At 40.9% G+C, this 23,202-nt stretch carries 25 protein-coding genes; 18 read left to right on the forward strand and 7 right to left on the reverse strand.

The window, feature by feature from the left end; translation table 11 throughout:
* The first annotated feature begins 506 nt into the window (after window positions 1-506).
* Window positions 507-944, forward strand: coding sequence for a hypothetical protein (locus ORH16_RS10695; RefSeq protein ID WP_265458772.1), 438 nt, complete (start codon window positions 507-509; stop codon window positions 942-944).
* Window positions 945-1,284: 340 nt separating this feature from the next.
* Here ORH16_RS10695 and ORH16_RS10700 read toward each other — a convergent pair whose 3' ends face one another.
* Window positions 1,285-1,446 (reverse strand): hypothetical protein, encoded by a 162-nt coding sequence (locus tag ORH16_RS10700; protein ID WP_265458774.1) that lies wholly within the window; start codon window positions 1,444-1,446, stop codon window positions 1,285-1,287.
* Between the two features lie 17 nt (window positions 1,447-1,463).
* Window positions 1,464-1,805 carry a hypothetical protein gene (locus ORH16_RS10705; protein WP_265458775.1) on the reverse strand — a complete coding sequence of 114 codons (342 nt, stop codon included), beginning with the start codon at window positions 1,803-1,805 and terminating at the stop codon, window positions 1,464-1,466.
* Between the two features lie 154 nt (window positions 1,806-1,959).
* On the opposite strand from ORH16_RS10705, the gene ORH16_RS10710 reads away from it, so the two are divergent.
* The 3 genes from ORH16_RS10710 (at window position 1,960) to ORH16_RS10720 (ending at window position 4,263) form a co-directional block, all read left to right on the forward strand.
* On the forward strand, window positions 1,960-2,283 hold the full coding sequence (locus ORH16_RS10710; RefSeq protein ID WP_265458777.1) for a nucleotide pyrophosphohydrolase: 324 nt from the start codon (window positions 1,960-1,962) through the stop codon (window positions 2,281-2,283).
* 9 nt (window positions 2,284-2,292) lie between these two features.
* Window positions 2,293-3,252, forward strand: coding sequence for a D-2-hydroxyacid dehydrogenase (locus tag ORH16_RS10715; RefSeq protein ID WP_265458779.1), 960 nt, complete (start codon window positions 2,293-2,295; stop codon window positions 3,250-3,252).
* A gap of 180 nt (window positions 3,253-3,432) precedes the next feature.
* On the forward strand, window positions 3,433-4,263 hold the full coding sequence (locus ORH16_RS10720; RefSeq protein WP_265458781.1) for a VOC family protein: 831 nt from the start codon (window positions 3,433-3,435) through the stop codon (window positions 4,261-4,263).
* A 65-nt stretch (window positions 4,264-4,328) separates the two neighbouring features.
* Here the strand turns inward: ORH16_RS10720 and ORH16_RS10725 are convergent, their stop codons facing one another.
* The 3 genes from ORH16_RS10725 to ORH16_RS10735 all read right to left on the reverse strand — a co-directional run bounded on the left by ORH16_RS10725 (window position 4,329) and on the right by ORH16_RS10735 (window position 7,565).
* Complete coding sequence (locus ORH16_RS10725; RefSeq protein WP_265458782.1) at window positions 4,329-5,072, reverse strand: TPM domain-containing protein; 744 nt, start codon at window positions 5,070-5,072, stop codon at window positions 4,329-4,331.
* On the reverse strand, window positions 5,069-6,187 hold the full coding sequence (locus ORH16_RS10730; protein ID WP_265458783.1) for a TFIIB-type zinc ribbon-containing protein: 1,119 nt from the start codon (window positions 6,185-6,187) through the stop codon (window positions 5,069-5,071). The genes ORH16_RS10725 and ORH16_RS10730 overlap by 4 nt, the downstream gene beginning before the upstream one ends.
* A gap of 121 nt (window positions 6,188-6,308) precedes the next feature.
* On the reverse strand, window positions 6,309-7,565 hold the full coding sequence (locus tag ORH16_RS10735) for an SPFH domain-containing protein (protein WP_265458784.1): 1,257 nt from the start codon (window positions 7,563-7,565) through the stop codon (window positions 6,309-6,311).
* Window positions 7,566-7,847: 282 nt separating this feature from the next.
* Between ORH16_RS10735 and dnaX the strand changes: the two genes are divergently transcribed.
* The 14 genes from dnaX to dinB all read left to right on the forward strand — a co-directional run bounded on the left by dnaX (window position 7,848) and on the right by dinB (window position 20,041).
* Complete coding sequence (gene dnaX / locus ORH16_RS10740) at window positions 7,848-9,596, forward strand: DNA polymerase III subunit gamma/tau (protein ID WP_265458785.1); 1,749 nt, start codon at window positions 7,848-7,850, stop codon at window positions 9,594-9,596.
* A 29-nt stretch (window positions 9,597-9,625) separates the two neighbouring features.
* A complete protein-coding gene (locus ORH16_RS10745; RefSeq protein WP_265458786.1) occupies window positions 9,626-9,940 on the forward strand; it encodes a YbaB/EbfC family nucleoid-associated protein in 315 nt (104 codons plus the stop codon).
* 39 nt (window positions 9,941-9,979) lie between these two features.
* Entirely contained in the window at window positions 9,980-10,576 is a 597-nt protein-coding gene (recR, locus tag ORH16_RS10750) for a recombination mediator RecR (RefSeq protein WP_265458787.1), read from the forward strand.
* Window positions 10,577-10,642: 66 nt separating this feature from the next.
* Entirely contained in the window at window positions 10,643-11,290 is a 648-nt protein-coding gene (tmk, locus tag ORH16_RS10755) for a dTMP kinase (RefSeq protein WP_265458788.1), read from the forward strand.
* A gap of 17 nt (window positions 11,291-11,307) precedes the next feature.
* Window positions 11,308-11,637, forward strand: a complete 330-nt coding sequence (locus ORH16_RS10760) for a cyclic-di-AMP receptor (RefSeq protein WP_265458790.1) — start codon at window positions 11,308-11,310, stop codon at window positions 11,635-11,637.
* A gap of 79 nt (window positions 11,638-11,716) precedes the next feature.
* Window positions 11,717-12,676 carry a DNA polymerase III subunit delta' gene (gene holB, locus ORH16_RS10765; RefSeq protein ID WP_265458791.1) on the forward strand — a complete coding sequence of 320 codons (960 nt, stop codon included), beginning with the start codon at window positions 11,717-11,719 and terminating at the stop codon, window positions 12,674-12,676.
* Between the two features lie 17 nt (window positions 12,677-12,693).
* Window positions 12,694-13,527, forward strand: coding sequence for a PSP1 domain-containing protein (locus ORH16_RS10770; RefSeq protein WP_265458792.1), 834 nt, complete (start codon window positions 12,694-12,696; stop codon window positions 13,525-13,527).
* Window positions 13,520-13,864: a DNA replication initiation control protein YabA gene (locus tag ORH16_RS10775; protein ID WP_265458793.1), complete on the forward strand. Its 345-nt coding sequence runs from the start codon at window positions 13,520-13,522 to the stop codon at window positions 13,862-13,864. Before ORH16_RS10770 ends, ORH16_RS10775 begins: the two co-directional genes overlap by 8 nt.
* A 235-nt stretch (window positions 13,865-14,099) precedes the next feature.
* Complete coding sequence (rsmI, locus tag ORH16_RS10780; RefSeq protein WP_265458795.1) at window positions 14,100-14,969, forward strand: 16S rRNA (cytidine(1402)-2'-O)-methyltransferase; 870 nt, start codon at window positions 14,100-14,102, stop codon at window positions 14,967-14,969.
* A gap of 378 nt (window positions 14,970-15,347) precedes the next feature.
* Window positions 15,348-16,829 carry a zinc ABC transporter substrate-binding protein AdcA gene (locus ORH16_RS10785; protein ID WP_265459223.1) on the forward strand — a complete coding sequence of 494 codons (1,482 nt, stop codon included), beginning with the start codon at window positions 15,348-15,350 and terminating at the stop codon, window positions 16,827-16,829.
* 36 nt (window positions 16,830-16,865) lie between these two features.
* A complete protein-coding gene (locus ORH16_RS10790; RefSeq protein ID WP_265458796.1) occupies window positions 16,866-16,976 on the forward strand; it encodes a putative metal homeostasis protein in 111 nt (36 codons plus the stop codon).
* Window positions 16,977-17,142: 166 nt separating this feature from the next.
* Complete coding sequence (locus ORH16_RS10795; RefSeq protein WP_265458798.1) at window positions 17,143-18,357, forward strand: ammonium transporter; 1,215 nt, start codon at window positions 17,143-17,145, stop codon at window positions 18,355-18,357.
* A gap of 18 nt (window positions 18,358-18,375) precedes the next feature.
* Complete coding sequence (locus ORH16_RS10800) at window positions 18,376-18,717, forward strand: P-II family nitrogen regulator (RefSeq protein ID WP_265458799.1); 342 nt, start codon at window positions 18,376-18,378, stop codon at window positions 18,715-18,717.
* A gap of 193 nt (window positions 18,718-18,910) precedes the next feature.
* The gene (dinB, locus tag ORH16_RS10805) at window positions 18,911-20,041 is read left to right on the forward strand and encodes a DNA polymerase IV (protein ID WP_265459224.1); all 1,131 of its coding nucleotides are present in this window, start codon (window positions 18,911-18,913) and stop codon (window positions 20,039-20,041) included.
* A 197-nt stretch (window positions 20,042-20,238) separates the two neighbouring features.
* Here dinB and nrdG read toward each other — a convergent pair whose 3' ends face one another.
* On the reverse strand, window positions 20,239-20,805 hold the full coding sequence (gene nrdG, locus ORH16_RS10810) for an anaerobic ribonucleoside-triphosphate reductase activating protein (RefSeq protein WP_265458801.1): 567 nt from the start codon (window positions 20,803-20,805) through the stop codon (window positions 20,239-20,241).
* A 169-nt stretch (window positions 20,806-20,974) separates the two neighbouring features.
* A complete protein-coding gene (nrdD, locus tag ORH16_RS10815) occupies window positions 20,975-23,164 on the reverse strand; it encodes an anaerobic ribonucleoside-triphosphate reductase (protein ID WP_265459225.1) in 2,190 nt (729 codons plus the stop codon).
* Between the last annotated feature and the right edge of the window lie 38 nt (window positions 23,165-23,202).

Raw genomic sequence — 23,202 nt, forward strand, 5'->3', positions numbered from 1 at the left:
TTTCTAAGGTAAGATAGTTGAGCTATCTTTTTTTGTTTTCAGAAGGTATTACTATTAGAAAACAGTAATTTAATAATTACGATTTTGTGCCAGCAGACAATGTTTTTAATTGTTTGCTGGTTTTTTTATATAATTTTTGAGTTCTTTTGCCAATTGTTACTGGTGGAGTAAAATCAAAATACTATAATTATAGTAAGGTAAGTTACTAGCAGCTCTTTTCTCTAGTAGCTTTTTTGACTTCTGTTAGTAAATTTCGAAAATACATTTTTGAAATTTATTGGAATACGGCCACAATCTTGTTTAAAGCGGACTGTCCCTAATCAAGCATGAAACTTGTATCTATGCCCCCATTTATGAACCCAATATAGTAAATTATCTTGATGTGCGTAAAAATACAAACCGTCTGTTTAAAATTTCTCAATAAATCAGGTTGGCATTAGCATGGAGCTTTGGTAAAATTTGAGAGAGTAACTTAAAAAGCAAATAACTGAAAGTAGGAAGAGTATATGCGACCAAATTTAAATTATTATGTGCAGGCAATTAATGACATTGTTAATGATACTGAAAAGATTGGTGGAGAAATGAATCCTAGTTATGAAATTATTCGTAACGGAATTGATAACGATCAGTTGTCTGATTTGACTACAGAAGAATTATCACAAATTATCAATCAATTTGAAACAGGGACTAGTTCATACGAGGCGATGTTAGAGAAAGTGAAAACTTTACGGCCGCCTGCTAAAGTTATGGGCATCCATAAAAAATTCGAAAAGGCTTACATGAATTATGTTGAGGGGTGTCAAGAAATGATCCAAAGTATCAATCCAGATGAAGCAACTGTCAACATTGAAGGCTTTGATCAAGCGGAACAAAAGCAGGACGAAGCCTCTGATGTCATCGTTTTTTCAATTGAGAGAATGACAAAGATATTATTGAATCGTTAAAAGTGAATAATTTAATTATTTTCTAATCATTTTATTATGTAATTTCTGATATTTTGATGTATTATAAATTCATAACCAACAACAACCTTTTTATTTTTCATTTTACTCCTTTTGGGGTAAAAACTCCTTTTCCGCTGGCCTAACCAACCAGCGGTTTTTGTTTATCTAGATTATTTTTTAAGTAATAATATGTTATTTAAATAAAGTTTAGTCATTTTTCATTATGTTATTTTATAATAACGACTCTTTTAAAGTATTTTGGCTAAAAAGAGCAGAGTAGCAAAAAAAGCATTTTTCTAATCTAGAAAAATGCTTTTTTTGCTGTCTAATTGACGATGGGCTAGTTTTCAACATTGCGAACATAATTATCAAAATAGTCGCTGAGTTCTTTTTTTAATTTTTGGTAGTCTTCTTCACTATAAGTTTTCTCTTCGATCTTGCCGTTGAAAAGGGGAATCTCTAATTCTTCTTTTAAGCGTTCTAAAACTTCTTCTGGTGTCATTTGAATCAATTCCTTCTTTATAATTTGTCAAACCAATCTGAGGCTTCAAAGGCGTCTTTTAGCTGGCTCAATTTGCTGTAGAGTTGAGCCGTATCTTTTTCTTCTTTAAACAAGACTTGTTTTAGTTCATCATAAAAGGCGTCAAGAGCGGCAAGAAAGTTTTTTTCCTTTTGGTTGGCTATTTCTGGATGCAACCACAAAAAGATCTCTAATTTTTGCCAATCAGTATAGAACTCGTTGGTGGTGAGTAAAGCTCGTTCTCGATCAAAGTTACGGGTGGTAACTAATTCGTAAACAGGAAGTGCTTTATTATATAATTCAGATTGCTGTTTCAGTAGTTCGTCTAGTAATGGATTCATGGCATGGCCTCCTTATTGATACTATCAGTATAGCAAAGTTGAAAAATCTTCGCACTGATGAAAAATGCGCTGCAACTTTTTCTGCAATTAAGAAAGTAATTTTGGCATTCTGATGGCTTATTCGCTATACTAAACCAAAGTGGGGTTAGATAAAATGAACGCAATGGATAAGATCAATCAATTTCGCGATGAACGGGACTGGCGACAGTTTCATAATGAAAAGGATTTGGCGTTGTCGATTTCTTTGGAGGCGGCTGAGTTACTAGAGCTTTTTCAATGGAAGACGGCAGAAGAAGCTGTCAAACAACAGGAGCGCTTGAAGGAAGAATTAGCTGATGTGCTGATTTATGCTTATATGCTAGCAGATAATTTGGATTTTGATATCGAGCAGATTATTGCGGAAAAATTAGTCAAAAATGCGGAGAAATACCCGGTGGAAAAAAGTCGGTCTTCGCATCAAAAATATACGGAATTGTAGGTGGCTGAAATGAAGATTGTGGTACTTGATGGATATGTATTGAATCCTGGAGATTTGTCTTGGGATAACTTAAAGGCCTTGGGTGAGGTGACAATCTACGAGCGAACTGCGTATGTTGACGCAGAGATTAGCGAAAGAATTGGTGACGCTGAACTGCTCCTGACGAATAAAACCCCGATTAATGAGCAGGTATTGGCTGCTGCGCCTAATTTACAATATATTGGAGTCTTAGCGACTGGCTATAATGTGGTGGACACTGAAGCGGCTAGAAAACACGGAATTGTCGTGACCAATATTCCGACTTATGCAACAGAGGCGGTGGCTCAGTTTACATTTGCCTTATTGTTAGAAATTGCCAATCAGGTTGGTTTGCATAATCAGTCAGTTCACGCTGGCGAATGGACAAATAGTCTTGATTTTTCCTACACAAAACATCCCTTAATGGAATTGCAGGGGAAAGTTTTTGGGATGGTTGGCTTTGGTCATATTGCTAGAGCAACCGCCAAGATTGTCCATGCGTTTGATATGAAAGTTATTTTCTACAATCATCGCCCAAAGGAATTTTCTGAAGAATGGCTAACACAGGTTTCTTTGGAGGAGTTATACCAGCAGTCGGATATCATTAGCCTGCATGTACCCCAAAACAGCGACACTGAAAAAATGATAAACGAAGATTCTTTAAAGAAGATGAAAGACAAAGTGATCTTGTTAAATACTTCCCGGGGCGGCTTAATTGATGAAGCAGCCGTAGCGGAAGCCTTGAAATCTGGCAAACTGCAGGCTTTTGCAGCAGACGTAGTTTCTACTGAGCCGATTAAAGCCGATAATCCGCTGCTTAGCGCACCGAATAGCTATTTGACTCCCCACATTGCCTGGCAGGCAGTAGAGAGCCGTCAGCGGTCAATGGGGATTGCTGTCGACAACGTCAAAGGCTTTTTAGCCGGACACATTAAAAATCAGGTAAATTAATTGTTTGAAAATTTGTGGTAGCTAGTCTGAATTTAGTTAGAGATGAAATAAATTTTTGCGAAATATGCTGTTTTTCTTCCTCTTTCTTAAAAAAAAATCGCCCTCAGACAGGCTTTTGCTTGTTTAAAAAGACTAAGATGTGTAAAATGTCTTTTGGGATATAAAGGAGGAAGAAACTGCATGACAACATTTGCTTTGAGTCCAGCCACTAAATTGAAAAGTTTGGCTATTCGAGTAAAAAATCGTGATTTAGAAATAAAATTTTTTCAAACGTTAGGCTTCTACTTGAAGAGAGAAGAAAATGAGTTAGCCATTTTTGGCACAGTTGATAAAGATAGTGAGTTGCTAGTCTTGGAGGAAAGTCCACGGGCCGATGAATTTGCGGGACAACCCCGGAAGATGGCGCGGGTGTCCATGATTATTCCTTCTGAAGCGGAATTTGCTGAAATTTACGCCCGCCTAAAAAAAGCTGAGTATCCAATTAAAGAAGCTTTGGAAAATCACGGCCGTCTTGGCTTTGTCGTGACTGATCCAGAGGGAAATGAGTTTGAAATTTTTTGCTCAGAGCATAAAGAAGGTCAGCGGGAAACCACTGAGAATCTTTCTGAAGCGGCTATTTTGGCTCAAGCAAAAGGCGAAATGCCTTATTTTTCTAAAGAGGTTCGTTTTGACAAAATTCATCTGCACGTATTAGACGTGGCGCAACAAATGGATTTTTATCAAGATATCTTAGGCTTGACTGCCCAAGATGAAAATCATGGCTTCTTTGTTTTAAATGAAGGCCATTTCCAAGTGGGGCTTCATCAAGGAGATAGCCAGCCAATCCGTCTATCGACAAAAGAAGTTCACGGCTTGGACTTTTTGAAGTTTGATGTTGATGCGGCGAGCTTTGATGCTTTAAAGGAGCATTTGCAAGCTTTGCAGCAGGATTTCTTTATTGATGGTAAGGAACAGATTATCACCATTTATGATACCTTAGGACTTGAATGGTGGTTTGACAAAGTCAAATAAAAAAACAGTTGCTTTGACAAGTTTCAGCGTGAAATTTGTCGAAAGCAACTGTTTTTATTTGGCCATTAAAAACTGCGTCCACCGCCGCCGAATGTTCCGCCGCCGCTGGAGTGGGTCGAACTGCCACCGCCGAAACCGCCGCCACCGTTATTGTTGTTACGGGGGATTCTGCGGGTGGTGATATAGGAATTAACTAATTGATCAGTTTGGGTATCTAAGTTCAAACTGGATTTTTCTCGGAAAGGATATTTGTAGCCACCAAACTTTAATTGATAGCGGGAAAGATTGGTGAAAAAGACTGCTAGGCCAGCGACTACGGCAATTACACCGGCAATAATGCTTTCGATTAAAGTAACTTCTTTTACAAAATAGCGGCGTACGCCTTTGACGTAATCATTGGCTGCCGCATAATAATCGCCATCTTGCAGGCTGCCTTGCACATTATCCAAGATTTTATTTAACCGGCTGTCTGTGATGGCCGTAATCATATTTCCAGAAGTTGAAATGTAGACCTCACGTGAAGCCATGTCAATGACCAATACCGTACCATTGTTGTTATTGCCAACTTTGTCCCGCAAGTAATTATCTGCGTAGTTGCGAATTGTCCCAACACTGGTAGAGTTGGTGACAATAAACATTTGAGCATCACTGTGCTGATTTAAATTGTCGATTGCCTCATCAAGCTGGGTAATTTCATCAGCAGTGAATAAGCCAGCGTTATCTTCAACACTGCTGGCACTAGCTTTGACTGGCTGAACTAAAAAACAAGCAAACAGCAAAAAACTTAAAATTAAAAAGAGCTTTTTCATATAAAGTAGCCTCCAATCAAGGCAATCAGTAGGACTACAGCAAAAATACCTAAACTAGCTAAGGCGAGGCGGCCAAAGCTGATTGGCAATATGCCGCTGACTTTGCCGGTTTGACCGTTCATGGCGTAGAAATAAACTTTTTTTCCGTCGCCATTGCTGCGATAGGTAACTAACCAGACCGGTAGCAATAGATAGCGGTTGTTTTCATTTTCAATCGCGATATTTGTATTGACGTTAGTGACGGTGGCGTAACCGGCAACCGTGTCCCGCAGTAGGTCTTCACTGTAATCCTTTAAATCGCCACGGACTTCCTCTTGCAAGGCTTGCATCTCAATGTCTCTTTTTTCCGCTTGAAAACCGGAAAGATACTGGGACTTAAATTTAACAGCCTTTTCTAAAGGAAAGGGCTGGACCATGTGGACCATCTTCTGCTGAGTATTTTTACTTAAAGCATTTTTTACGAGGTCGAAAAAGGCTAATTTGCCTTTCCGCTGCACTTGGTAAATTTTAGTTTCAGTGTATTCAATATCGCCTACCCGCCAAACACGGATGGCTGTACCGGTGGCGGAGAGGGAGCCTTTCAAATTGGCATCGATTACCCAGTAAGGAAAATAGACACCTGTTAACTTTTCGATTTGCGCTTTATTAAAGAAATTTTTGGGGACAAACCATTTCTTTTTTGTCCAAGCGATAAATTTTTCAACAGCTTCTTCTTTTTCAACGGCAAAGGGTAAGACTTTGTCCGGTAAAAATTTCCCACTTAAGCGTTCTGATAAGACGACTGGATTGTGACAATAGTAGCAGTAGGTTGCCGCTGTCGTGGTATCAGTGACGATTTCAGCGCCGCAGCTGGGGCATAAAAATAAATCCAGCTGGGCCTCTTCAATCGGTTCTGTTTCGGTAAAGGCTGCCGCAGTTGCTTCGCTGTCGGTTGCATCAATCGTCTGAGTAGTGGTGTCAGAGCCCATTTGAGCAGCCGCTTGTTGGTTGGCTACTGCGCTAACTTGTTCTTCGGTGAAAATGCTCAAACAATAATCACAATGGAATTTTTGATCTTCTGGATTAAAGGTTAAAGGGCCACCGCAGTTTGGACATTTATATGTCAAGACATCCATAAAAGGCCTCGTTTCTTTTGGTATAAGTCAATCAAGACTGAAGCAGATTGTATCAGCTGAACTTTTTCAGTAAGCTGAATTGTCCACAGCGGCTCCAGTCTTTCAAGGGAGAAAAGTTTTCTTATTCTACTGGAATTCCGACGAACGGCTTGCCACAATGAGGGCAGAATTTAGGAATACCGTTAGTTAAATCAACAATTTCATGACATTCGCTGCAGCGCATTTCTAATTTAACTGCCGCTTTGGGTTGTGGTTTTGGTGTGCCGCAATTGGTGCAAAAATTGCCGGTATTTTCAGTCTGGCAATTTGGACAAGTCCAAGTAGCGTCATCACTGCTCGCTTGCTCGCCAGTCTGATTATGCTGGTGAGCCTGTTGATTTTGAGCAGCTTCTTGATTATTCTTTGAAGCCTGACTTAAATAATCGCCCCCCATGTTCATGCCCATACCAACTCCCATAAAGGCAGAGCCAGAGCCACTTGGATTTTTACCAGCATTCTCAATTCCTCGAGCAACAGATCCTTGAACATAGCCTTCACGAATGCCGGGGTCGCCGAGCATCGCGCCTTCGTTACGCATATTGATTAGGCGAGTGGAGTCATCTGTATAAGAAATGCTAGCCACAGCAACGGAGACAATCTCTAAGCCCCGTAATTCATGCCAGCTTTTATCTAAGACATCCGCCATATATTGGCTAAGTTCCATACTTTTTGATGGAATATAAGAAATCCGCTGGCCATCCGCTGACATTTGGTTGATAGCGGCTTGTAAGGCCGTTAAGAATTCGGCCATATATTGCTCGTTAATATCTTTGACATCCATTTGCGGCGCAGATTTGGAAATCGCATTCGCATAAAATAAAATTGGGTCGGTGACTTTGATTGAATAAGTCCCGTGAGCCCGCAGAAATAATTCCGCATTGTAAAAATTGTCGAAATAATTAATCGGTGTAGCGGTGCCGAATTTGATGCCTTTAATTTCCTGTAAATTTATATAGATGACTTGCTGTTTTTGCGGAGTAGTGCCACCGAATTTGAAACGGCTAAAAGTTTCGCTGATGGCGTCTTTCAAATCGCCATTAAACATTGAAGGTGCCAACTCATTTTTGATAGTGTAGTAGCCTTCTTCAGCGGTGTAGTCAATCACTCGGCCGCCATCAACTAACAGCATCATGGTATTTGGATACACATGGACGACAGAGCCATCTGTAATCACCCCTTCAGTCCCTTTGCGATTACTTCCCCGCTTGCTGTCTTGACGTACTTGCACGCCAGTTGTCACCAAAGTGGATTCGGTTAATTCTGCTGGTTCAATGACCTCGAGCCACTGATCTGCTAAGCCACCACCAATTGTACTTGTTGCTGCTTTAATTAAGCCCATATGAAAAGCCTCCTCAGGTTAGTTTACAAAAAAATTTGCTACTCCTAGTATACCATAGCACTAGGCTTTAAGCGGTAGGTCTTAAGGCGGAGAAAGCGTGAATTTTTTTAGAAGCTCAACGTAAACAAGGGAGATTTTTGTGGGCTTTGAAGGAGACTTCCTGCAAAAATAAATTATCTCTTAAGTCTTTCAACAGGAAGATTTTGCTGGGGATTTAGTGTAGTTTTTTTATCGGCAATCCCTTATAATAGATACTAGTGATTTTTTGAGAGGATGAAGGCCGTGGCTTATCAAGCTTTATATCGGGTCTGGCGCTCGCAGCGCTTTGATGATGTTGTCGGGCAAAAGGCGATTACCCAAACGTTAAAAAATGCCATTATCCAGCATAAAACGTCCCATGCCTATTTGTTTACGGGACCGCGGGGGACAGGGAAAACCAGTGCCGCTAAAATTTTTGCAAAAGCGATTAATTGTCCCAACAGTGTCGACGGGGAGCCTTGCAATCATTGTGAGATGTGTCTGTCGATTACCGAAGGCCGGCAGGAGGATGTCATCGAAATCGATGCTGCTAGTAATAATGGTGTCGAAGAAATTCGTTTTATCCGCGACCGGGCCAATTATGCACCCATTCAAGCTAAATACAAGGTCTATATCGTTGATGAAGTCCATATGCTTTCAACTGGAGCTTTTAATGCTTTGTTGAAAACTTTGGAAGAACCCAAAGAAAATGTTATTTTCATTTTAGCGACAACAGAGCCCCATAAAATTCCCTTGACGATTATCTCGAGAACCCAGCGCTTTGATTTTAAGCGAATTGGGGTGCAGGATATCGTTGAGCATTTGGAACATATTTTAAAAGAAATTGATGTGGCCTTTGAAGAAGAAGCGATTTTCGTAATCGCCCGAGCAGCAGAAGGCGGGATGCGGGATGCATTGAGTATTTTGGATCAGGCAATTTCCTTTAGTGATGGGACAGTTACCTTGGCGGATGCAATGGCAGTTACCGGTAGTTTGACCTATGAAATGATGGATCAATATCTGAGCCAAGCCTTTCATCATGAGGTGGAAGGTGCTTTAGAAAGCTTGACGGCAATTTTGGCAGAAGGCAAGGAAGCCCGCCGCTTTTTAGAGGACATGCTTTTATATTGTAGAGATTTACTGATGTATCAGCAGGCGCCAAAAATTATTGAAGAGAAGTCCGGTCAGTTGACGGATAGTTTTAAAAATTTATCTGAAGAAATTCCGGCTGAAGTTTTATACGAATACATTCGTCTGTTAAATGAAACTCAAAGTGAGGTTCGTTTTACAAATAGTCCGAATATTTATCTAGAGGTTGTCACCGTCAAGCTGGCGACTTTAAAATCGGCCAGCCCAGTAGCGCAGCCTGCACTCGTTGCTGAGAGTCAAGCATCTGGTGAGATGCATGCTTCAACGGCTGAGATCAGCCAATTGCAACAGCAAATCAGTCAGCTGCAACAGGAACTGCAGCAATTAAAAGACACGGGTCAGCCGGTGTCTGCAAAGCCTGCTACCAACGGCAAAGCTGAAAATCGCAAAACAGCGACGATGCGGATTCCTAAAGAGCAGGTTTTCCAGATTCTGCAGGAGGCAACTCGAGACAATTTGAATCAGCTGCGGCAAGTCTGGGGAGATTTATTGGATATGCTGCCGGTTCAGCAAAAAGCGCTGATGCGCCATAGCGAACCAATTGCTGCGGGTCCCAATAAGTTTTTACTGGCCTTTGAATATGAAATTATTTGTCAGCGGGCCACAGATGATGTAAATTTAAAGGCGACGCTGCAAAATAATCTCAGTCGTTTAATGACGGATTACGCACCAGAGCCCCTCTTTATTCCAAAAGAGGCTTGGCCTGAGCTGCGGCAGGCTTTTGTCACGATTGCTCAAGAGCAGCCTCAGCAGATTGCTGAAATCGGCAATGAAGATCAGGTGGCAATGCCGCAAAACAGCGAAGAAAGTGTCGAAGAGGCTCAAAAATTATTTGGCTCTTTGGTGACAGTCGTTGATGATTAACTAAAACTAATAAAATTGGAGTGATGAATATGATGCGAGGCATGGGAAATATGCAAGGCATGATGAAACAAGTACAAAAGATGCAAAAAGAAATGGTCAAGGCGCAAGATGCCTTAAATGAAAAAGAATTCACCGGAGAAGCGACAAATGGCTTAGTCAAGGTGGTTTTTACTGGCGACCGTAAGATGAAGGATATTGAAATCAATGAAGGTGTCGTTGATCCAGAAGATGTTGAAATGCTGCAGGACTTAATTGTGATGGCAGTCAATAACGTATTAGAAAAAATTGAAGTTGAAACAGAAGCAACCATGGGACAATACACGAAAGGTATGCCTGGCTTCTAGACTTTAGTTTATACAGACAAGTCAAAGGAGCTAAAAACTATGCAATACCCAGAACCGATAGCTAAGTTAATCGACAGCTACATGAAGCTGCCGGGGATTGGTCAAAAGACCGCCACCCGCTTGGCTTTTTACACAATTGATATGAAGGACGAGGTCGTCAATGAATTTGCCAAATCCCTTTTGAGCGTTAAACGAGATTTACATTTTTGCAGTATCTGCGGCAATATCACTGAAGATGATCCCTGTGAGATTTGCGCAGACACCACCCGAGATCGCAGCATGATTTTAGTGGTGGAAGAACCCAAAGATGTGATGGCGATGGAAAAAATGCGGGAGTATCACGGCCTGTACCATGTCCTCCACGGTGTTTTGTCGCCGATGGAAGGGACCGGGCCAGAGGATATCAACATTGCACCGTTGATTCAGCGACTGCATGACGATCAAGTCAAAGAAGTAATTATTGCTACGAATGCTACGACTGAAGGCGAGGCCACGGCGATTTATCTTTCCCGCTTGATTAAACCAGCGGGAATCAAAGTGACCCGTTTGGCCCACGGCTTATCAGTCGGCAGCGATATTGAATATGCCGATGAAGTCACGTTATTAAAGGCTGTGGAAGGCAGGCGTGAGCTCTAGTATATCTTTTTTTACAGTTTTCCTTTACAATAAATTTAACAGGTTAGAAAAAATGGAGGCAAAAACGTGAACGGATTATTTATCACGATTGAAGGACCAGATGGAGCTGGTAAGACGAGTGTCTTAGAAGAGCTTTATCCTAAATTACAATTAAGAGCAAAACGGCCCTTATTGAAAACACGCGAACCAGGGGGCATTCCAATTGCTGAAAAAATTCGCAATATCATCTTAGATCCACGTCATGAAACGATGGATGAAAGAACGGAAGCTCTTTTGTATGCAGCAGCTCGACGCCAGCATCTCGTTGAAAAAGTTTTCCCGGCTTTAGCCGATGGCAAAATTGTCCTCTGTGATCGTTTCGTCGACAGCTCCATGGCCTATCAAGGAGCTGGCCGCAGAATTGGTTTAGCGGCAATTGCTTCAATCAATGAATTTGCGACTGAAGGGACAACGCCTGATTTTACGCTTTATTTGGATGTTGATTCTGATACTGGTCTGCGGCGAATTCGGGCTAATCGCCGTCATCAGGTGGATCGCTTGGATTCAGAGGGCTTGGAATTTCATCAGCGGGTGCGCCACGCTTATCTGCGTTTGGCAGAAGAAAATCCCCAACGAATTACCAAAGTCAATGCAACCCAGAGTTTACCAGCCGTCGTCAATGAATGCCTTGATGCCATTTTAACCCGTTATCCTGAGTATTTTTCAATTAACTAAAAGGAAGGTGTAGAACTATGAAAATTGTTTTAGCTATTGTTCAAGATAAAGACAGCAACCGTTTAGCCAATGAATTTATTGATGCCAACATTCGGGCAACAAAATTATCTTCAACTGGCGGCTTTTTAAAAGCCGGCAACAGCACGTTTATCGTCGGAATTGAAGACGAGCGGGTTCCAGAAACGTTAGAGTTAATCGAAAGAACTTGCCAATCGAGAAAACAATATGTTTCGACACCTGTGACGTTAGATATTTCAATGGATGGACAAATCCCTTATCCAGTGGAGGTGGAAGTTGGCGGAGCGACAGTTTTCGTCTTGCCAGTTGAAGGTTTCCATCAGTATTAAGAAGCAACATGATTAGCTGGCTGCCATTTTGAGCAGTCAAACAGTCATTAAATTTTTGAAGAAATAAGGAGCAGCGAACATGGAACAAATACCGGCTTTTTTTAAAACGCAGCCGCTAGTTTCCGCTCTATTATTAAAAAGTGTGAAGCATGGGCGATTAGCCCATGCTTATCTTTTTGAAGGGGACCGGGGGACCGGCAAAGATCAGGCGGCGTTGTGGCTGGCAAAAGAAATTTTCTGCCAGCAAAAAATCAATGATCAGCCCTGCAATGTCTGTAATAACTGTACCCGAATCGACGAAGGAATTCATCCAGATGTGCTAGTGGTGGAACCAGATGGTCAGACGATTAAAGTCGATCAAATTCGCGAGCTGCAGACAGAATTTTCTAAGAGCGGGTTTGAAGGCCAGCACAAGGTCTTCATTTTAAAGGATGCAGAGAAAATGAATCTCAGTGCCGCCAACAGTCTGCTGAAATTTTTAGAGGAACCGGCTGGTGGTTTCTTGGCAATTTTGGAAACAACGGCTCTGGCAAGAATTTTACCGACGATCCAATCCCGCTGTCAGATTTTGCATTTCCAGAGTCTCTCTAAAAAAGTTTTGCAGGAAAAATTACAGGCGCAAGGTATTGGTAAACAGTCGGCTGCCCTCTTAACCGATTTGACAAATAGTTATGATAAAGCAGTTGAAATCTCCCAAGATGAATGGTTTAATGAAGCTAAAGAATCTATGACGCAATGGTTTAATTATTTGAAAAACCGTGATTTGCAAAGTTTTATCTATGTCCAAAAGAAATTGTTGACGATTTTTAAAGAAAAAAATCAGCAGCAGCAGGGCTTGAGTATTTTGCTGCATTTTTACCAAGGTTATTTAAAGGAGGCAGTCAAGCAAGGTCTGCCGCAAAAAATTGCTGACATCAATCAGCAAATTCAACTGATTTTGACTGCTGAGCAAAAACTTGGTGCCAATGTTTCTTTTCAAAATGTCTGTGAGCAATTGGCTTTGAAAATCACAGCGGAGACTCTTAAAAAAAATCTCTAATCTAAGGAGGCTTTTAGGTGGTAGAAGTTGTCGGAGTTCGTTATCGTCCAGCTGGACACATTTATTATTTTTCCCCTGGTAAAGCCGAGTATCAATACGATGAAAAAGTAATTGTCGAATCTCAACAGGCCAAATTTATGGCGACCGTGGCAATTCCTAAAAAGGAATTTGCACCGGAGGATTTACCGGAGGAATTGAAGCCGATTTTGCATAAGGCTTCAGCAAAGGAATTGGCAAAAGCTGAAGAAAATCAGCAGGATGCCAAAGAAGCATTCCAGATTGCTAAGAAAAAAATCAAAGAACACGGCTTAGAAATGAAACTGATTCAAGTAGAATACACCTTTGACCGCAGTAAAATTATTTTTTCATTTACCGCTGATGGTCGGGTCGATTTTCGGGAATTAGTCAAAGATTTAGCTGCGGTTTTTCGCACGCGGATTGAGCTGCGACAAGTGGGGGTCAGAGATGAAGCCAAGGCTTTAGGTGGAATCGGTCCTTGTGGTCGCCAGCTCTGCTGTTCAACCTTTTTAGGGGATTTTATTCCTGTTTCGATTAAGATGGCAAAAGACCAGGGGCTATCTTTAAATCCTGCCAAAATTTCTGGTCTCTGTGGTCGCTTGATGTGCTGTTTGAAATATGAAAATGACGAGTACAAAGTTGCTAAAAAAGAAATGCCGGATTACGGCAAAGAAGTCATCACGCCAGATGGCAAAGGTCGGGTCGTTGGGTTAAATATGCTCAGTCGGATTGTCAAAGTTCGCTTAGCTGGCCGTGAAGCAGCAGTTGAGTTTACCAATGAAGAAATCAAAGAAGCTACAGCCTTAGCCAAAGCAGGTGAAACAATTGGATAAAAGATCCCTATATGACGGATTGAACGAATTGGAAACTGAATTAAGCAATTCCTTGGCTGAATTGATTCGCATGAAGGAATCTTTATTACAATTGGTAGAAAAAAATGCAACCTTGGAGATGGAGAATCAGCGTCTACGGCAGCATTTACAGGAGTTGGATCAAGCCAAAGAAGCCAGCGCTAAAAAGACGGCTGGACTATCGCAATCCCGGATGAACCTGGAGAAAATTTACGAAGACGGTTTTCATGTCTGTAATGAATTCTACGGTTCCAGACGGGAAAATGATGAACCTTGTCTGCTTTGTTCAGGAGTTATCTATCGTGAGAGTAACAAATAACGATAAAGTTTTTATCTGCTTAAATTGGCGGACTAATAAATAAGCAGCGATAAACAGTTGTAGCTGATGAATGAACCGATGAAAAAAATTGAACAAAAGAGGCTGTGACTTTAGTTTTGAACCGGACAAACATTTCCGAAAGCTACTTAGTGAAAAAACTAAGGAGTGACGATATCGGATAGTTGTCTGGCAAACTAAAGCTGCAGCCTTTATTTCGTCTAGAAGGGAACGACTAATGAATAAACAAAAAAGCTTTCAGCAGGGTCAGGTAGCAGGCACTCTTTATTTAGTGCCGACGCCAATCGGCAACTTAGAGGATATGACCTTTAGAGCCGTTAAAATTTTAGGAAATGCTGACCTGATTGCCAGTGAAGATACCCGCAACACGCAAAAATTGCTGAATCATTTTGATTTGCAAACACCCCAAAAAAGTTTGCATGAGCATAACTATCGCGAGCGCATTCCCTATCTGCTTGAGTTTTTAAAGAGCGGCAAAGATGTTGCTCAGGTGAGTGATGCCGGTATGCCGTCAATCAGCGATCCCGGTCATGAACTGGTCAAAAGCTGTATAGCGGAAAATATTTCAGTGGTTGCTTTGCCGGGGCCAACTGCTGGAGTGACGGCTTTAATTGCATCTGGTTTAAACCCGCAGCCCTTTACCTTTTATGGATTTTTACCCCGTAAGAAAAAAGAACAAGTGGCTTTTCTTGAAGAAATTTTAGAAGAGGCAACTACTAGTATCTTCTATGAATCCCCCCACCGAATCAAAGCTGTAATTGATACCTTGCTGGAGGTCTTTGGCGAACGGGAAGCAGTAATTTGTCGGGAGCTCACCAAAATTCATGAAGAATATCTGCGGGGGAGTTTAGCAGAACTGCAGGCCTATTTAGCAGAAACGGAATTAAAAGGTGAGATTTGCCTTTTGGTGGCCGGATTTACTGGTGAAAAAATAAGTGCTCTACCTGAAGGCACTTTAAAAGAGCAGGTGACAGCCTTGATCGAAAATGGCCTGACCACAAAAGATGCTATTAAAGAAACCGCCCGCCGCAATGATTTAAAAAAACAAATTGTTTATAATGCTTACCATGAATTAAATGAAAATTAGCCAGTCAAGCATGACTGTGATAGAAGTTTTATACAAATATATTATCTGAATACTGCTATTTGTCCTATGAATCATCAGATTTACCAGGCAAACAGTATGAGTGCTCTTGTCATTTGAAGGTTATAAATGACAAATGAACAATATTTAGTAGCTCATACTGAATAGTTTTCGGAGAAATTATATTTGAATAAACTTGTGTCACAGTTTTTTTGTAAAAAATTTGACAAGTCAAAAAGCCTCTGGTAAACTCCTTCTGTTCAAATCGAAAGCATTACGTTTTGAGTTGAGCAAATCGTAATTGATTGAACAAAAAAATTCGGGATTTAAAAGGAGATATCAGTGAAAAAGTATTTAGTGGGACTATTCGTTTTATTAGGAATGATTGGCTTGAGTGGTTGTGGGGAAACAGAAGAGCAAACCGAAACAGGAGAAATCAAGGTGATTGCTTCTTTTTATCCCATGTATGATTTTACTAAAAATATTGTTGGTGATGAGGGAACGGTCGAGCTGATGATACCAGCTGGCACAGAAGCCCATGATTATGAACCAAGTGCCAGAAATTTGGCAGATATCCAAGATGCGGATGTCTTTGTCTACAACAATGAAAATATGGAGACATGGGTACCAGAGATTGAAGGTACGCTAGCCGATGGCGATGTTCAAGTGGTAAAAGCGACGGAAGGTATGATTTTGTTGCCTGGAGATGAGGCTGGACATGATCATAGCCATGATGCAGCCGGTCATGAAGGTCACAGCCATGAATTAGATCCCCACGTTTGGTTGGCACCAAGTTTGGCGATCAAAGAAGTTGCGGCGATACGTGATCAACTGATGGCAGCTTATCCTGAAAAAGCCCAGGCCTTTGAAGAGAATGCAGCAGCCTATCTTGAAAAATTGACGGCATTGGACGAGGCTTATCAAGATCAACTTACCAACGCCACTCAGAAAACCTTTGTCACACAGCATTCAGCCTTTGGTTATTTAGCTTTAGAATATGGCTTGAATCAAGTGCCGATTACTGGGTTATCGGCAAATGAAGAACCTTCTGCCAGTCGTTTAGCTGAATTAAAGGAATTTGTTTTGGAGCAGGAGTTGCAGTATATCTATTTTGAGGAAAATGCGACAGAAGCTGTAGCTCGCACCTTAGCAGAAGAAACCGGTGTGGAGTTATTAGTTTTAAATCCCTTAGAAGGACTAACAAAGGAGCAGCAGGCAGCAGGTGAAGATTATATTTCAGTGATGGAGGAGAATCTGACGGCCTTAAGTAAAACCATCAATAATGAGCGGACTTCGACATTACCGACTGTCGAAAAAGAACAAACTGTTTACAACGGTTATTTCGCTGATAGTGATGTAAGCGATCGTCCTCTATCAGACTGGCAAGGTAACTGGCAATCTGTCTATCCGTATTTAGAAGATGGCTCATTAGATCAGGTGATGGCTTATAAAGCCAAGCTAGACTCGAGTAAAACACTTGACGAGTATTTTGCCTACTATCAAACAGGCTACCAAACGACCATCAATGAAATTGAAATCACGGAAGATACGATGAGCTTTACAGACGAAGATGGTCAAACTGTTTCCAGTGAGTATCAGTATACCGGCTATCAAATTTTAAATTATGCTGCCGGCAATCGTGGCGTGCGCTACTTATTTGAGGCACTTGATGACAGCAGTGGCGCATTCAAATATGTTCAATTTAGTGATCATGATATTACTTCAACGAAAGCGGCCCATTTCCATATTTATTTTGGTAATGACAGCCAAGAAGCTTTGTTAACAGAGATGAATCATTGGCCAACTTATTATCCTGAAGATTTATCCGGCTTTGAAATTGCTCAAGAGATGATGGCCCACTAAGCAAAATTAATTTACAGAAAAAATAGGTGAAGTAGGATGGAAAAACAAAATTTATCAACAGCTTATCGCAATTTAAAGAGCCCGAATATTAGAACTCGAAAGCGGGCGTTGAAAATGCTGAAGGCTCTTAAAAAGAAAAACAAATAAAGTTGAGCTCTCTTTTTGTGTTAGAAAACTTAACACGAAAAGAGAGCTTTTTTCATTTTTTCTGATAATTTACAAAAATAATCTAGTCTTATCCGAAATTTGATGTTACTATATCTAACATAATCAATTGAAGGTTGATTAATTTACTTAAAAGGGAGTTGGAATTATGGAAGCAGCAAATATTGCATTTATTATTATCTGTTCGGCGATGGTTTTCTTGATGACGCCGGCACTAGCATTTTTTTACGGGGGCTTAGAACGACGCAAAAATATTTTAAATACCATGATGATGGTTATTTGCGTTATGGGCTTAGCTTCAGTAATTTGGATTGGCATCGGCTACACGCTATCCTTTAGTGGAGACGGTCTATTTATCGGGAACTTAGACAATCTTTTCTTAAACGGTGTTTCAATGAGTGAAGGCGAAGGAATTCCAGATGGATTATTCGCTGGATTCCAAATGATGTTTGCTCTAATTACTACAGCAATTATTACCGGTTCAGTTGTTGGTCGGATGCGTTTCTCAGCAATTTTCTTATTTATTGCCGCTTGGTTGGTTATCGTGTATTCTCCATTGGCCCACATGGTTTGGGGCGGCGGCTTCTTAGATGCAATCGGTTCAATCGATTTCGCCGGCGGGAATGTTGTTCACATCAGCTCAGGAATTTCTGGTTTGGTATTAGCTTTAGTTGTCGGTCAGCGTCGTGGCTTCAAGCAAACGGAATATCGTCCTCATAATATTCCTTTCATTGTATTAGGAACAGGTCTTTTATGGTTCGGCTGGTTCGGATTCAATGCTGGTTCGGCTTTAGCAGCAGATGGCTTAGCAGTCCATGCGTTATTAACAACGAATACTTCAGCAGCCGCAGCGATGCTCTCTTGGATGCTGATTGAAAAATTAACAATTGGTAAACCAACAGCTGTCGGAGCTTGTACTGGGGCGGTTGTCGGTCTGGTTGCTATTACACCAGGTGCAGGTTTTGTCAGCCTTTGGTCTTCATTGATTATCGGTGCTTTAGTTAGTCCTTTCTGTTATTACTTTATTTCAGTTATCAAGCATAAACTTGGCTATGATGATGCATTAGATGCTTTTGGTTGCCATGGTATTGGCGGAATTTTCGGAGGAATCATGACAGGTATCTTTGCCGATCCAGCATTAGGCCACACAGGTTTAATCTATGGCGAAGCAAACTTATTTATCGCTCAAGTCGCTTCAATTGTCTTTACAGCAATTTTCGCTGGGTTAGCGACATTTATCATCATCCGAATTATCAAATTGTTTATGCCGATTCGTGTCTCTGCTCAAGAAGAAGCACTGGGCTTAGATCACAGCGAACATGATGAATCAGCTTACCCAACGTTTATGGGCTTAGATTCTTAATAATGGAGGAAGTTATCAATGAAAAAAATAGATGCGGTGATTCAACAGGAAAAACTAGAAGAAGTAAAAGCGGCTATTGATCAAGGAACAGAAACCTCCGGGATGACAGTTGCTCAGGTTTTAGGTTTTGGGCGCCAAAAAGGCTTTAAAGAATATGTCAGAGGTCAAGAAGTCATTACAACCTTATTACCAAAGGTGGCAATAAGCTTTGTCGTACAGGATGAAGACGTGGACCAAGTAATTGATATGATTTTAAATATTTGTGGTACAGAGGGCGTTGGTGATGGCAAAATTTTTATCACCAATGTTGAAGAAGCGATTCGCATTCGCACGGGGGAAAGAGGTCGTGCAGCGATTTAAGTGATTGTAAAATTAAAAATTTTTCAAAATAGTATTTCCATAAAAAGCATTTGCGGCCTCGCAAATGCTTTTTATGCTATCAAGGAGTATTCTAGTACCTTCGAAGATTTTGCAGCTGTTTGAAAGTACGTAATGGCTTTCCTACTTGAAAGGGAACTAATGTTTGGTTTATAATACGGAGGGGGTGATTGACGTGGTGGAGCTACAGTTTCCTTTGAAAAATGATACTTCGCGAAAGATTATTCATATTGATATGGATGCTTTTTTTGCGGCCGTTGAAGAGCGGGACCATCCTGAATTGGTCGGAAAACCACTAGTCATCGCCAGACATCCCAGTGATACCGGTGGCCGAGGAGTGGTAACCACCGCCAACTATGAAGCCCGCAAGTACGGGATTCATTCTGCCATGAGTGCCCAGAAGGCTTTTGAGCTGTGCCCGCAGGCAATTTTTAAACCGGGAGATCATCAAAAATACTCAGAAATTTCGCGCCAGATTCGCCAAATTTTTTATCGTTATACGAATATTGTCGAAGCTGTCTCTATTGATGAGGCTTATCTTGATGTCACCGAAAATAAATTGCACAGTAAATCAGCCATAAAGATTGCCAGTCTGATTCAACGGGAGATTTGGCAGGAAACCCATCTGACGGCGTCTGCTGGTATCAGTTACAACAAATTTTTAGCAAAACTAGCCTCTGATTATCGAAAACCAAGAGGAATAACGGTTGTCATGCCTGATGAAGCTATTACTTTTTTGAAGGAATTACCGATTGAAAAATTTCACGGCATCGGTAAAAAAACCGTGCCTAAAATGCAGGAGCTGGGTATCTTTACTGGTGCTGATTTATATGAAAAAAGCGAGATGGAATTGATTCGTCGCTTTGGAAAAATGGGCTATTCTCTTTACCGTAAAGTTAGAGGCGTGCATGATTCTCCGGTCAATACCTTCCGTAATCGCAAGTCAGTCGGCAAGGAACATACCTATGGGAAATTGCTGACAACTGAATCAGAAGTTCTTACTCAGCTAAGGCAACTGTCAGAAAAAGTTGCTGGGGCCTTAAAAAAAGAGCAAAAACATGGCAAAACAGTGGTGTTAAAAGTCCGTTATGCTGATTTTACCACGATTACTAAGAGAACGACTTTGCGGGAATACCTACACGAAAAAGAAGCGATTTTTGCTGAGGCTAGTTTGATTTGGGAGGAGGTCCAAGGCCTTGAAAAAGGCATTCGTTTGCTAGGAGTTACAATTACGAATCTAGATCCAATGACCTATGAAAATATCACACTACCATTATGGCCAGAGACCCATAAGAAAAAATCTTGAAAAAAAGTATTTCTGGAAGGACAATGAACTATTCAGATAACTTCAGAAGTATTTTTAGGAAACTGTCCTTAAAGACAAACATGCGGCTAGACAAATGCACTGTCTAACCGCATGTTTGCTTTTGTTGATTTTTACTTTCAAGACGCTGGTTATTAGAGCATCTGAAAAGTGATGCTAGATGAAATGATTTCCTGATTCTACTTTCCTGCTTGCAGCTTCTCCCAAATGACAACTCGGTTTTCAGCCAAAGATCTTGGAACATCGATAATCCGCTGATTGCTGCTGCCACGAAATTGCAGTTTGAGATTTTTTTTAGCCAACTCAAAACGGCCATCCACCAAGATATCTACGCAGGATAATAACTCCAGTTTGTCTGAGGATTCTTGTAGTAATTCTTCAAAAGTATAGCCAGTCCAGCTCCAGATATCTTTACTGCTACCGTATTCCTTTCGTAAGCGTGTGACAACTTTCAAACAGACTTCTGTATTTAAAAACGGTTCCCCGCCTAATAAGGTTAGACCTTGAACATAATCTGGTTGTAAGTCCGCTATTATTTGGTCCTCCAGTTCTTCAGTGAAGGGTTGACCATATTGAAAATTTTGAACAGCCTTATTAAAGCAGCCTTCGCAATTAAACAGACAGCCACTGACGTAAAGACTATTTCTGACACCCTCGCCATCGACAAAATTTAGAGGTTTATAGTCAGCATAATAATTTTTACTATATTGACTTGCCAACCACTCTTTTGGTTGAGGATTATTCAAGAAAATACCTCCTTGCAAAATTCATTTATTTAACAAATGGGTGAAAATAATAAAAAATAGATACCACTAGACAATTTACTACAGATAAAATTGCGCCAAGACAAGGTCAAGGCGCAATTTTTTAATTTTATTTGGCTCAGTTGTATTAAAAGCGATTGTTCGAATATCTCTATTTCATATGTTTAACTCGGGATGAAATTTCTTTATGACGACCATGGACCATCGGACGAGCTTGAGGATTTCCAAGATAGCCGCAAGTTCTTTTGACAACGTCACATGATTTTGGATCGTGATTGCCGCACTCCGGACATTCAAAACCACGGGCAGTGGGATTGAAGTCACCTTCAAAGCCACATTCATAGCAATGGTCAATTGGCGTATTGGTGCCTAGATAGCCGACCCGGTCATAGGCGTAATCCCAAACGGCTTCTAAAGCTTTGGGATTTTGTTGTAGCACAGGATATTCACAATAATGGATGAACCCGCCGGAACAATATTTTGGATAATCTTTTTCAAAGTCCAATTTTTCAAAGGGTGTTGGGTTCTTGCGGACATCATAATGGAAACTATTGGTATAGTATTCCTTATCGGTAATATTAGCTACAACGCCAAATTTTTCAGTGTCTAAGCGGCAGAAACGATCTGTTAAGCTTTCACTTGGAGTAGAATAAACGCTGAAATGATAACCGTACTCGTTACCCCAATCATCAGCATGAGCCTTCAACTCTTTTAAGATGCTCAAAGTAAATTCTTTAGCTTCGGCATCTTGCTCCCATTCGCCTCCGAAAAAGGCGGATGCGACTTCGTACAAGCCAATGTAGCCGAGGGAAATGGTCGCCCGTTTATTTTTAAACAACTCATTAACGGCATCTTTGCGGTTTAAACGTTTACCAAATGCGCCATACATATACAAAATTGGCGCATTAGCAGGCGAGGCTTCTTTACAGCGTTCAACACGATAGACAAGGGCATCTTTCATAATGCCTAAGCGTTCTTCTAAAATTTGCCAGAAGCGATCAAGGTTGCCAGCGGATTCTAACGCAATTCGTGGTAAATTCAAAGTAACTACCCCAAGATTCATCCGGCCAACATTTATTTCTTGGCCGTTTTCATCCTGCCAGCCCTGTAAAAATGAGCGGCAGCCCATTGGTACTTTAAAACTTCCGGTTAGTTCAACAATTTTGTCATAGCTTAAAATATCAGGGTACATCCGTTTAGTCGCACATTCCAAGGCAAGCTGCTTTATATCGTAATTCGGATCGTTTTCAGATAAATTGACGCCGCGTTTTAAAGTGAAAATTAATTTAGGGAAGATGGCAGTTCGATGCTCACTGCCAAGTCCGTTAATACGAATTTGCAAAATGGCCCGTTGGATTTCCCGTTCAAACCAATTTGTGCCAAGGCCAAAACCAAGGGAAGTAAATGGTGTTTGCCCATTGGACGTGAACAGAGTGTTGATTTCATATTCTAAACTCTGCATTGCATCGTAAATATCTTTTTGAGTTTTAGCTAAGGCATAGGCTTTACGTTTTTCAGCCACTTCAATCCATTCTTCTGCGTCTTTTAAATGCTTTTGGTAATTTAATTTCGCAAAGGGTGCTAGTAGTTCATCTACACGGTCTGCTGAACAACCGCCGTATTGACTAGAAGCGACATTGGCGATAATTTGTGAAATTTGAGCCGTCGCCGTTTGAATTGATTTAGGTGATTCCACTTCGGCATTGCCAATCTTGAAGCCCTCAGTCAGCATAGTTTTAAAATCAATCAAGCAACAATTCGTCATTGGCGTGTACGGATGATAATCTAAATCGTGATAATGAATATCGCCTTTTTGATGGGCGTTGGCCACATGAGGTGGTAACATTTTTAGGCCGATGGATTTTCCGACAATCCCAGCTGTCAAGTCTCGTTGTGTGTTAAAAACATCACTATCTTTGTTAGCGTTTTCGTTGACAACGGTTTGGTCTTTGTTAATCAACTTCCCAATGGTAAAATTAATATCGGTTGCTTTGGAGCGTTCAAAGTCTCGTTGAGTCCGGTAGTTGATGTATTCTTGAGCCAAATCGTATTCGTTTTTCTCAAGTAAAATGTGTTCGACCACATTTTGCACTTCATAAATTTTTACGTTATGGGCGAAGCGCTCGCTGATTTCTTGGTCAATCCGGTTGACAATTTCTTGAATTCGTTCGTGGGCTAAAGGGTCGATGGAGCCATTAATTTTGGCTTCTGCTTTAACTAAAGCATCGTAAATTTTTTGGTCGTCAAAGTCCACTAAGCGGCCATCCCGTTTGACAACTTTGAATTTTGCAAGTCGTGGATGCAGTAGAATTTCCGTATTTTCCCGTTGGATTTTCATCATTTTTTTCACACTCATTTCCTTTAATCTCGCTTTCTATA

It is taken from the genome of Enterococcus sp. HY326 (assembly GCF_026157065.1).
In the GTDB taxonomy this organism is placed as follows: Bacteria; Bacillota; Bacilli; order Lactobacillales; family Enterococcaceae; genus HY326.

Excerpts from the sequence above, each read along its gene's own strand:
- ORH16_RS10695 (WP_265458772.1), top strand. The coding sequence starts at position 507 with ATGCGACCAAATTTAAATTATTATGTGCAGGCAATTAATGACATTGTT.
- ORH16_RS10700 (WP_265458774.1), bottom strand. The coding sequence starts at position 1,446 with ATGACACCAGAAGAAGTTTTAGAACGCTTAAAAGAAGAATTAGAGATT.
- ORH16_RS10705 (WP_265458775.1), bottom strand. The coding sequence starts at position 1,805 with ATGAATCCATTACTAGACGAACTACTGAAACAGCAATCTGAATTATAT.
- ORH16_RS10710 (WP_265458777.1), top strand. The coding sequence starts at position 1,960 with ATGAACGCAATGGATAAGATCAATCAATTTCGCGATGAACGGGACTGG.
- ORH16_RS10715 (WP_265458779.1), top strand. The coding sequence starts at position 2,293 with ATGAAGATTGTGGTACTTGATGGATATGTATTGAATCCTGGAGATTTG.
- ORH16_RS10720 (WP_265458781.1), top strand. The coding sequence starts at position 3,433 with ATGACAACATTTGCTTTGAGTCCAGCCACTAAATTGAAAAGTTTGGCT.
- ORH16_RS10725 (WP_265458782.1), bottom strand. The coding sequence starts at position 5,072 with ATGAAAAAGCTCTTTTTAATTTTAAGTTTTTTGCTGTTTGCTTGTTTT.
- ORH16_RS10730 (WP_265458783.1), bottom strand. The coding sequence starts at position 6,187 with ATGGATGTCTTGACATATAAATGTCCAAACTGCGGTGGCCCTTTAACC.
- ORH16_RS10735 (WP_265458784.1), bottom strand. The coding sequence starts at position 7,565 with ATGGGCTTAATTAAAGCAGCAACAAGTACAATTGGTGGTGGCTTAGCA.
- ORH16_RS10745 (WP_265458786.1), top strand. The coding sequence starts at position 9,626 with ATGATGCGAGGCATGGGAAATATGCAAGGCATGATGAAACAAGTACAA.
- recR (WP_265458787.1), top strand. The coding sequence starts at position 9,980 with ATGCAATACCCAGAACCGATAGCTAAGTTAATCGACAGCTACATGAAG.
- ORH16_RS10760 (WP_265458790.1), top strand. The coding sequence starts at position 11,308 with ATGAAAATTGTTTTAGCTATTGTTCAAGATAAAGACAGCAACCGTTTA.
- holB (WP_265458791.1), top strand. The coding sequence starts at position 11,717 with ATGGAACAAATACCGGCTTTTTTTAAAACGCAGCCGCTAGTTTCCGCT.
- rsmI (WP_265458795.1), top strand. The coding sequence starts at position 14,100 with ATGAATAAACAAAAAAGCTTTCAGCAGGGTCAGGTAGCAGGCACTCTT.
- ORH16_RS10785 (WP_265459223.1), top strand. The coding sequence starts at position 15,348 with ATGATTGGCTTGAGTGGTTGTGGGGAAACAGAAGAGCAAACCGAAACA.
- ORH16_RS10790 (WP_265458796.1), top strand. The coding sequence starts at position 16,866 with ATGGAAAAACAAAATTTATCAACAGCTTATCGCAATTTAAAGAGCCCG.
- ORH16_RS10795 (WP_265458798.1), top strand. The coding sequence starts at position 17,143 with ATGGAAGCAGCAAATATTGCATTTATTATTATCTGTTCGGCGATGGTT.
- ORH16_RS10800 (WP_265458799.1), top strand. The coding sequence starts at position 18,376 with ATGAAAAAAATAGATGCGGTGATTCAACAGGAAAAACTAGAAGAAGTA.
- nrdD (WP_265459225.1), bottom strand. The coding sequence starts at position 23,164 with ATGATGAAAATCCAACGGGAAAATACGGAAATTCTACTGCATCCACGA.